The sequence below is a fragment of the Streptococcus pseudopneumoniae ATCC BAA-960 = CCUG 49455 genome (assembly GCF_002087075.1).
GTDB lineage: Bacteria > Bacillota > Bacilli > Lactobacillales > Streptococcaceae > Streptococcus > Streptococcus pseudopneumoniae.
The window spans coordinates 36,845-46,706 of sequence record NZ_MWSM01000002.1; the positions used below are offsets into that span (position 1 = coordinate 36,845).

Annotated in this window: 5 protein-coding genes; 4 read left to right on the top strand and 1 reads right to left on the bottom strand. The window is 41.6% G+C overall.

The annotated features are described in order from the left end of the window. Positions 1-154 precede the first annotated feature (154 nt). A complete protein-coding gene (gene rexB / locus B4W83_RS00740) occupies positions 155-3,430 on the top strand; it encodes an ATP-dependent nuclease subunit B (RefSeq protein WP_000772393.1) in 3,276 nt (1,091 codons plus the stop codon). Further along, the gene (gene addA, locus B4W83_RS00745) at positions 3,427-7,077 is read left to right on the top strand and encodes a helicase-exonuclease AddAB subunit AddA (RefSeq protein ID WP_000802636.1); all 3,651 of its coding nucleotides are present in this window, start codon (positions 3,427-3,429) and stop codon (positions 7,075-7,077) included. Before rexB ends, addA begins: the two co-directional genes overlap by 4 nt. A 22-nt stretch (positions 7,078-7,099) precedes the next feature. Here addA and B4W83_RS12665 read toward each other — a convergent pair whose 3' ends face one another. Continuing rightward, positions 7,100-7,231 (bottom strand): hypothetical protein, encoded by a 132-nt coding sequence (locus B4W83_RS12665; protein ID WP_000692919.1) that lies wholly within the window; start codon positions 7,229-7,231, stop codon positions 7,100-7,102. A 22-nt stretch (positions 7,232-7,253) separates the two neighbouring features. On the opposite strand from B4W83_RS12665, the gene B4W83_RS00755 reads away from it, so the two are divergent. Beyond that, a complete protein-coding gene (locus B4W83_RS00755) occupies positions 7,254-8,432 on the top strand; it encodes a hypothetical protein (RefSeq protein WP_000174030.1) in 1,179 nt (392 codons plus the stop codon). 238 nt (positions 8,433-8,670) lie between these two features. Continuing rightward, the coding region (locus B4W83_RS13090) for a YSIRK-type signal peptide-containing protein (protein WP_210433152.1) at positions 8,671-9,862 on the top strand (1,192 nt) is incomplete at its 3' end.

Genomic DNA, 9,862 nt, shown 5'->3' on the forward strand with positions numbered 1-9,862 from the left:
TCAGTAGGCAGATTTATTCTATATACAAGTAAAGCTAAGTATTTAATATTTAGCAGATGATGAAGAAAAGAATGGATGGCCTAAATATTTTAACAGATTTACGAGACTAATCATGGTATAATATAGGGTAATGAAAAATTCCAACGAGGCAGAGATGAAATTACTTTATACTGATATTCGGACTTCTTTGACTGAAATTCTAACCAGAGAGGCGGAGGAGCTAGTTGTTGCTGGCAAGCGAGTCTTCTACATCGCTCCCAACTCTCTTTCTTTTGAAAAGGAACGCGCCGTGCTGGAATGCTTGTCCCAGCAGGCTTCTTTTGCGATTACCGTCACGCGCTTTGCTCAAATGGCTCGTTACCTAGTCTTGAATGACTTGCCTGCCAAGACTAGTCTAGATGACATCGGTCTTGGGATGGTCTTTTACAGATGCCTTGCGGAACTCGATCCCAAGGAATTACGTGTTTATGGCGCTATCAAGCAGGATCCTCAATTTATCCAGCAGTTGATTGAATTGTACCACGAGATGACGACTGCTCAAATGAGTTTTTTGGACTTGGAGAGTTTGACGGATGAGGACAAGAGGGCCGATTTACTCTTGATTTTTGAGAAGGTAACGGCTTATCTCAATCAAAGCCAGTTGGCTCAGGGAAGTCAGTTGTCCCATTTGATTGAGGCTATCGAGAATCACAAGGTAAGTAGTGATTTCACTCAAATTTCCTTGGTTATTGACGACTTTACCCGTTTTTCTGCCGAAGAAGAGCGAATTGTGGACCTACTTCATGGCAAGGGAGTTGAGATTGTTATTGGGGCTTATGCTAGTAAGAAAGCTTATGCCAGTCCTTTTAGAGAGGGCAATCTCTACCAAGCTAGTGTGGAGTTTCTCCATCATCTGGCCTCTAAATACCAAACGCCTGCTCAGGACTATTCTCAAACTCATGAGAAGATGGATAGCTTTGACAAGGCCTCTCGTTTGTTGGAGTCTTCTTGTGACTTTTCAGAACTCGCTTTGGATGTCGATGAGAAGGACCGTGAAAACTTACAAATCTGGTCTTGTTTGACGCAAAAGGAAGAGTTGGAGTTGGTAGCCCGTAGCATCCGTCAGAAATTACATGAGAACTCAGACCTGAGTTACAAGCATTTTCGTATTCTCTTGGGGGATGTAGCGTCTTATCAATTATCTCTTAAAACTATTTTTGACCAGTATCAGATTCCTTTCTATCTAGGCAAAAGCGAATCCATGGCCCACCACCCTTTAACTCAGTTTGTCGAATCTATTTTGGCTTTAAAACGCTATCGTTTCCGTCAGGAGGATTTGATTAATCTCCTCAGAACAGGTTTGTATACCGACCTTAGTCAAGCTGATATTGACTCATTTGAGCAATATATCCGCTATCTTGGTATCAATGGCTTGCCAGCCTTTCAGCAAACCTTTACCAAATCCCACCATGGAAAATTTAATCTGGAACGTTTAAATGTTCTTCGTCTGCGTATTTTAACACCTCTTGAAACCCTCTTTGCCAGTCGAAAACAAAAGGCTGAAAATCTCTTGCAAAAGTGGAATTCTTTTCTAAAAGAAGGAGAGGTGACCAAGCAGTTGCAAGATTTGACAGCCACTATGGAAGTTCTTGAACAGGAAAGACAGGCCGAAGTTTGGAAGGCCTTCTGTCATGTTTTAGAACAATTTGCGACTGTTTTTGCTGGTTCACAGGTTAGTCTGGAGGATTTCTTGGCCTTGCTTCATTCTGGGATGAGTCTATCTCAGTATCGTACCATTCCAGCAACAGTGGACACCGTTCTGGTGCAGAGTTACGATTTGATTGCGCCCTTAACGGCTGACTTTGTCTATGCCATTGGGCTGACTCAGGATCATTTACCAAAAATTGCGCAAAACACCAGTCTTTTGACAGACGAAGAAAGACAGAGCCTAAATCAAGCGACAGAAGAAGGCGTTCAATTACTGATTGCCAGCAGTGAAAACCTCAAGAAAAATCGCTATACTATGCTTTCCTTGGTCAATTCTGCTCGTAAGCAGTTGGTCTTGTCGGCTCCAAGCCTTTTTAACGAAAGTGAAAGTAAGGAGTCAGCCTATCTTCAAGAACTAGTCCATTTTGGATTTAGGCGGAGAGAGAAGAGGTTGAATCACAAAGGGCTGTCTAAGGAAGATATGGGGTCCTATCACAGTCTTTTGTCTAGTCTGGTTGCCTATCACCAGCAGGGCGAGACGAGTGATAGGGAGCAAGATTTGACCTTTGTCAAGGTTCTGGCACGTGTCATGGGTAAAAAACTAGACCAAAGAGGCCTTGCAAATCCTGCCCTTCCAACAAGTCCAAGCAGCAAGCCCTTGACCAAGGATACCTTGCAGGCTCTCTATCCTGCTGATCAGGAGTTTTACCTGTCTACCTCTGGTTTGACGGAGTTTTATCGCAATGAATACAGTTATTTTCTTCGCTACGTTTTAGGCTTGCAAGAAGAATTACGCCTGCGTCCTGATGCCCGCAGTCACGGAAATTTCTTGCACCGCATTTTTGAACGTGCCTTGCAGTTGCCTGACGAAGATTCCTTTGACCAACGTTTGGAACAGGCTATCCAAGAAACCAGTCAGGAACGGGAATTTGAGGCTATTTATCAGGAAAGTTTGGAAGCCCAGTTTACAAAGGAAGTTTTGCTTGATGTGGCACGGACGACTGGCCACATTCTCCGTCACAATCCAGCTATTGAAACCATCAAAGAAGAGGCGAATTTCGGTGGGAAAGAGCAGGCCTTTATTCAATTGGACAATGGACGCAGTGTCTTTGTACGAGGCAAGGTTGACCGCATTGACCGATTGAAAGCTGATGGGGCGATAGGAGTAGTAGACTACAAGTCTAGTCTGACCCAGTTCCAATTTCCTCATTTCTTTAATGGTCTTAATTCCCAACTGCCAACCTACCTAGCTGCCCTAAAAAGAGAGGGGGAGCAGAACTTTTTCGGTGCCATGTACTTGGAAATGGCTGAACCTGTTCAATCTCTGTTGACCGTTAAGAATTTGGCAGGTGCAGTAGTAGAATCCAGCAAGTCTATGAAATACCAAGGACTCTTTTTAGAAAAAGAAAGCAGTCATTTGGGCGAATTTTACAATAAAAACAAGTCTAATCAGCTGACAGATGAGGAATTCCAGCTCCTACTGGACTACAATGCCCATCTTTACAAGAAAGCAGCTGAGAAGATTTTAACAGGCCAGTTCGCCATTAATCCTTATACCGAAAATGGCAGAAGCATTGCCCCCTACGTCCAGCAACATCAATCCATCACAGGTTTTGAAGCCAATTACCACTTGGGTCAAGCCCGTTTCCTAGAAAAGTTGGACCTAGCTGATGGCAAGCGTCTGGTCGGAGAAAAACTCAAGCAAGCTTGGTTTGAAAAAATAAGAGAGGAGTTGAATCGATGAAGCCTATTCCCTTTTTAACTGAGGAGGAAATTCAAAAACTGCAAGAAGCAGAAGCAAATTCGAGCAAGGAACAGAAGAAAACTGCCGAGCAAATCGAAGCTATCTACACTTCTGGCCAGAATATCCTGGTCTCAGCATCGGCTGGTTCTGGAAAGACCTTTGTCATGGCAGAGCGCATTCTGGACCAATTGGCGCGTGGTGTCGAAATTTCTCAACTCTTTATCTCAACCTTTACCGTCAAGGCTGCGACTGAACTCAAAGAACGCTTGGAGAAAAAAATCAGCCAACAAATCCAAGAAAGCGATGACGTTGACCTCAAACAACACTTGGGTCGCCAGTTGGCAGACCTACCCAACGCAGCCATCGGAACCATGGACTCTTTTACACAAAAATTCCTTGGTAAACATGGCTATCTGCTTGATATTGCGCCTAATTTCCGTATTTTACAAAACCAAAGCGAGCAACTCCTTCTAAAAAACGAAGTCTTCCACGAGGTCTTTGAAGCCCATTACCAAGGTAAGCAGAAAGAGACCTTTAGTCATTTGCTGAAAAACTTTGTTGGACGTGGAAAAGATGAACGGGGGCTGCGCCAGCAAGTCTATAAAATTTATGACTTCCTCCAATCCACCAGTAATCCTCAAAAGTGGCTGAGTGAATCTTTCCTCAAAGGTTTTGAAGAGGTTGATTTTACCAATGAAAAAGAAAAACTGACTGAGCAAATCAAACAAGCCCTTTGGGATTTGGAAAGCTTTTTCCGTTATCATCTGGATAACGATGCCAAGGAGTTTCCTAAGGCTGCCTATTTAGAAAATGTTCAGTTGATTCTGGATGAAATTGGCTCCTTAAATCAAGAGTCCGATAGTAAGGCTTTTCAATCAGTGCTTGCGCGTGTTGTCGCAATTTCGAAAGAGAAAAACGGCCGAGCTCTGACCAATGCGAGTCGTAAGGCTGATTTGAAGCCACTGGCCGATGCCTACAACGAAGAGAGAAAGTCCCAGTTTGCTAAACTAGGACAACTGTCAGACCAGATAACGATTCTCGACTATCAAGAACGTTATCATGGAGACACTTGGAAACTAGCTAAAACCTTCCAAACCTTTATGAGCGATTTTGTGGAGGCTTATCGTCAGCGTAAACGTCAGGAAAATGCCTTTGAATTCGCTGATATCAGCCATTACACCATTGAGATTTTAGAGAAATTCCCGCAAGTCCGTGAAGCTTATCAGGAGCGTTTCCACGAAGTCATGGTCGATGAGTATCAGGATACCAACCATATTCAAGAACGAATGCTGGAATTGCTGTCTAATGGCCACAATCGCTTTATGGTGGGGGATATCAAGCAATCTATCTACCGTTTCCGTCAGGCAGACCCGCAGATTTTCAATGAAAAGTTCCAACGCTATGCGCAAAATCCAAAAGATGGCAAGCTCATTCTCCTCAAGGAAAATTTCCGTAGCAGTTCAGAAGTGCTGTCAGCAACCAATGATGTTTTTGAACGTCTCATGGATCAAGAGGTCGGCGAAATCAACTATGATAACATACACCAGCTTGTTTTTGCCAATAGCAAACTAACTCCTAATACTGAGAACAAGGCTGAATTTCTCCTCTACGACAAGAACGACACAGGTGAGGAAGAAGAGAGTCAAACAGAAACGAAACTAACAGGCGAAATGCGCTTAGTCATCAAGGAGATTCTGAAACTCCACAAGGAACAAGGTGTTGCCTTTAAGGAAATTGCCCTTCTGACCTCCAGTCGCAGTCGTAATGACCAGATTCTCCTCGCCCTGTCTGAGTATGGGATCCCTGTCAAAACCGACGGAGAGCAAAACAATTATCTCCAATCCCTAGAAGTGCAAGTCATGCTAGACACCCTTCGTGTCATTCACAATCCCCTGCAAGACTATGCCTTGGTTGCCCTTATGAAGTCTCCAATGTTTAGCTTTGATGAGGATGAGTTAGCACGTTTGTCCCTTCAGAAAGCAGAGGATAAAGTCCAAGAAAATCTATATGAGAAACTGATCAATGCTCAAAAACTGACAAGCAGCCAAAAAGGATTGATTCACACAGCTCTAGCTGAGAAACTAAAGCAATTCATGGATGTCCTAGCTTCTTGGCGCCTGTATGCCAAAACCCACTCCCTCTATGACTTGATTTGGAAGATTTACAACGACCGTTTTTATTATGATTATGTTGGAGCTTTGCCAAATGGTCCTGCTAGACAGGCCAATCTCTATGCCCTATCACTGCGTGCTGATCAATTTGAAAAGAGCAATTTCAAGGGCTTGTCTCGTTTTATTGGTATGATTAACCAAGTTTTAGAAGCCCAGCACGATCTGGCAAGCGTTACAGTTGCACCACCTAAGGACGCAGTAGAGCTCATGACCATCCACAAGAGTAAAGGGCTGGAGTTTCCTTACGTCTTTATCCTCAATATGGATCAAGATTTCAACAAGCAAGACTCTATGTCAGAAGTCATTCTCAGTCGTAAAAATGGACTAGGTGTCAAATACATTGCCAAAATGGAGACAGGAGCAGTGGAAGCCCACTATCCTAAAACCATCAAACTCTCCATTCCTAGTCTGACCTATAGGCAGAACGAAGAGGAATTACAGCTGGCAAGCTATTCTGAGCAGATGCGTTTGCTGTATGTTGCTATGACGCGAGCTGAGAAAAAACTCTATCTTGTCGGCAAGGGTTCTCGTGAAAAGCTGGAAGCCAAGGAATACCCAGCAGCTAAAAATGGAAAACTAAATAGTAACACTAGACTTCAAGGCAAGAATTTCCAAGATTGGATTTGGACTATCAGTAAAGTGTTTGCCAAGGATTATCTCAACTTTAGCTATCGTTTTGTTGGAGAAGATCAGTTGACTAAAGAAGCTATCGGTCAGTTGGAAACCAAGAGTCTTCTCCAAGATAGCTCCCAAGCAGACAATCGTCAGTCAGAAACCATTAAAGAAGCTCTTGAAATGCTAAAAGAGGTGGAAGTTTATAATACTCTTCACCGGGCAGCCATTGAACTGCCTAGTGTTCAAACCCCAAGTCAAATCAAGAAATTCTACGAACCCGTTATGGATATGGAGGGTGTCGAGATTGCTGGTCAAGACCAGTCAGTAGACAAGAAAATTAGCTTTGATTTACCAGATTTTTCAACTAAAGAAAAGGTAACAGGAGCTGAAATTGGTAGTGCTACCCACGAACTCATGCAGAGAATGGATCTCAGTCAGAGACCAACGCTTGCTAGCCTAACAGAAACTCTCCAACAAGTTCAAACTAGCCAAGCTGTCAGAGACAAGATCAATCTTGATAAAATTCTTGCTTTCTTTGACACAGCACTCGGTCAGGAAATTATCGCTAATACCAACCATCTTTATCGCGAGCAACCTTTCTCCATGCTCAAACGAGACCAAAAGAGTCAGGAAGACTTTGTTGTCCGTGGAATCTTGGACGGCTATCTGCTTTATGAGGATAGAATCGTTCTGTTCGACTACAAGACAGACCGCTATGATGAGCCCAGTCAACTCGTAGACCGTTATCGTGGTCAGTTAGCCCTTTATGGAGAAGCTTTATCTCGAGCCTATTCGATTGAAAATATTGAAAAATACTTGATTTTACTCGGTAAAGACGAGGTTCAAGTTGTAAAAGTATAATTTATACTCTTCGAAAATCTCTTCAAACCACGTCAGCTTCATCTGCAACCTCAAAACTGTGTTTTGAGCTGACTTCGTCAGTCTTATCTACAACCTCAAAGCTGTGTTTTAAGCAGCCTGCGGCTAGCTTCCTAGTTTGCTCTTTGATTTTCATTGAATATTAGAAAGGAGACCTCATGACACTTTTAGTTAGAAAATCCCTGTATGATGCAGTTTTACAGGCTTCAAAAGCGGATACTTGGGAACAAGCTACCAAGGAATGGAATGAAGTTTCCTTGATTTTTAACGGTATTGGCCGTAGCAATTGTGTCTGTGGAAATGCCATCAAATACGCTTATGAACTCTTTAACGGTGTCACAGGCCAACGCCTCTTTCCAATTGGTAGCGACTGTGTTAGGCATTTTCATCGATTGACCCTTAACCAGCAATTGGAAGAGGAAGAAAAACTGCTTAGAAAGGTTGAAAATCTAACCAGAAAAGCTCAGAAAAAGGAAAAAATCAAGGTCAATAAAAGTGACTTTGACGAGCGACTTCTAAAATGGCTCTGGGAAAAAGGTGTTTTTAAACCCAATCGTGGCAATCAATTTGCACCTGAGAGAGATTACCATCTCTTCCTAGAAGTCTTTCAGGGAGGAAGTTGGACCAAGGCGAAGCCAAATAAAAAGGCCCGGATGGAAGAAGTCCTTGAAAAGTGTATCAAACCCTTTTTACTTGGGAAATCGGATGACCAACTATACCTTGTCAAGCTAGGCAAGGAGAAAATTGACTACGAACAAGAACTCCGTATCCAAGCAGAGAAAGAGCGCAAAAAGAGGGATAAAATCGCCAAGCAATATGCAGACAATCTAGTCCTAGCCATGGGCCCAGCGGAGCGTGCCTATCAGGATTACTTTGGCTTTACAGAGACCCTAACTCAAGAAGAACGCAAGTGGGAGAAAATTCTTTTTGGTAAAAATAGAGCAGAACGGGCTATCAAGGCCAAGCAATACCAAAAAGAGCTGGAAAAAGACCAACGAATTGCAGCTCAGGATCCAATTGAAAGAAAGCAGAAGCAGACCTGGCTCCTCAATTCCTATTTCCGTGAGCTTCCTGAAGAAAAATCCCGCTTTGCTCGGCTCTTATTAGAATATCGAAAAAGTGGAGAAGTGCCTTTTTCAACTGAATATCTGTCAGATCATCTGCTCGACTTTTTCTATAAAATGAAAGCCTTTGAGTTTGAAATCTCACCAGAACAAGTCCGAGACTTTTTAAAAGAAAGCCTTCAGACAGAACATCTATCCTCAGCACAAGAAAGTTGGATAGAAGGAATTCTCCTCAACTGCATCAAACCATTTTTAGAACGATTAGTGATATGAGTAACACCTGCCGTGGAAATTTCATGGTAGGTTACATTTTATCCAAAAAATAATAGGGAATTGCAAAACTACTACTTGGTATTTTATATATAAAAAAAGTATGAAAACGCAACTCAATTTTAAGACTTTTTGCTAAATAAAGAGTATAATTAAAGTATGTTCCCTTTTTTATAGATAGTACACTAATATAAAAAAGTTAGGCTTACATATTTTTAAAATTTTATTTCAAGGAGGAATAATGGAAAAGTATTTTGGTGAAAAACAAGAACGTTTTTCATTTAGAAAATTATCAGTAGGACTTGTATCTGCAACGATTTCGAGTTTATTTTTTATGTCTGTATTAACTAGTTCATCTGTGGCTGCTCAAGAGACTAAAGGTGTTCACTACAAATATGTGACAGAGTCAGAGCTATCATCAGAAGAAAAGAAGCAGCTTGTATATGATATTCCGACATACGTGGAGAATGATGATGAGACTTATTATCTTGTTTATAAGTTAAATTCTCAAAATCAACTGGGAGAATTGCCAAATACTGGAAGCAAGAATGAGATGCAAGCCTTAGTTGCTGGTGCTAGTTTAGCAGCTCTGGGGATTTTAGTTTTTGCTGTTTCCAAGAAAAAAATTAAGAATAAAACGGTATTACATTTAGTATTGGTTGCAGGGATAGGAAACGGTATCCTAGTATCAGCCCATGCTTTAGAAAATAATCTTTTACTGAATTACAATACTGACTATGAGTTGACCTCTGGAGAAAAATTACCTCTTCCTAAAGAGATTTCAGGTTACACATATATTGGATATATCAAAGAGGGAAAAACGACTTCTGATTCTAAGGTAAGTAATCAAGAGAAATCAGTAGCCACTCCAATAGATCAACAAAAGGTAGATTATACGATTGCACCGAATTTTATAGAGAGTCCATCAAAAATACAAGTGATTAACGGACAGTATGAGGCTGTTCCAGAATTTAGGGATGGACAAGTTGGAACTGTAGCTGATGCAACTCCTAAGCCAGGAGAAAACTCAGGGGAAATGTCCAGTATTCCTAGTGATTCGACAACCTCAGTTGAAGAAACAAACAAACCTGAAAAAGATGAGTCAAAAGACGAAACTTCAACAAAACCTGAAAATTCTGGTAATGCAATAACAGAAGAGAATGGGCAAACAGTACCAACTGAATCTAATCAAGGTGATACAAATAAAGTTGGAGAGTCAAATAAACCAGAAAATAATGACTCCAAAAATGAAACTTCAGAAAAAACTGTAGAAGAAGTTCCAGTAAATCCAACAGAAGGAACCTCAAATCAAGGAGCAGAAAATCCAGTTCAACCTGCAGAAGAATCAACAACGAATTCAGAGAATGTATCACCAGATACATCTAAAGAAAATACTGGGGAAGTGTCCAGTAATCCTAGTGATTCGACAACCT

Excerpts from the sequence above, each read along its gene's own strand:
- rexB (WP_000772393.1), top strand. The coding sequence starts at position 155 with ATGAAATTACTTTATACTGATATTCGGACTTCTTTGACTGAAATTCTA.
- addA (WP_000802636.1), top strand. The coding sequence starts at position 3,427 with ATGAAGCCTATTCCCTTTTTAACTGAGGAGGAAATTCAAAAACTGCAA.
- B4W83_RS12665 (WP_000692919.1), bottom strand. The coding sequence starts at position 7,231 with ATGAAAATCAAAGAGCAAACTAGGAAGCTAGCCGCAGGCTGCTTAAAA.
- B4W83_RS00755 (WP_000174030.1), top strand. The coding sequence starts at position 7,254 with ATGACACTTTTAGTTAGAAAATCCCTGTATGATGCAGTTTTACAGGCT.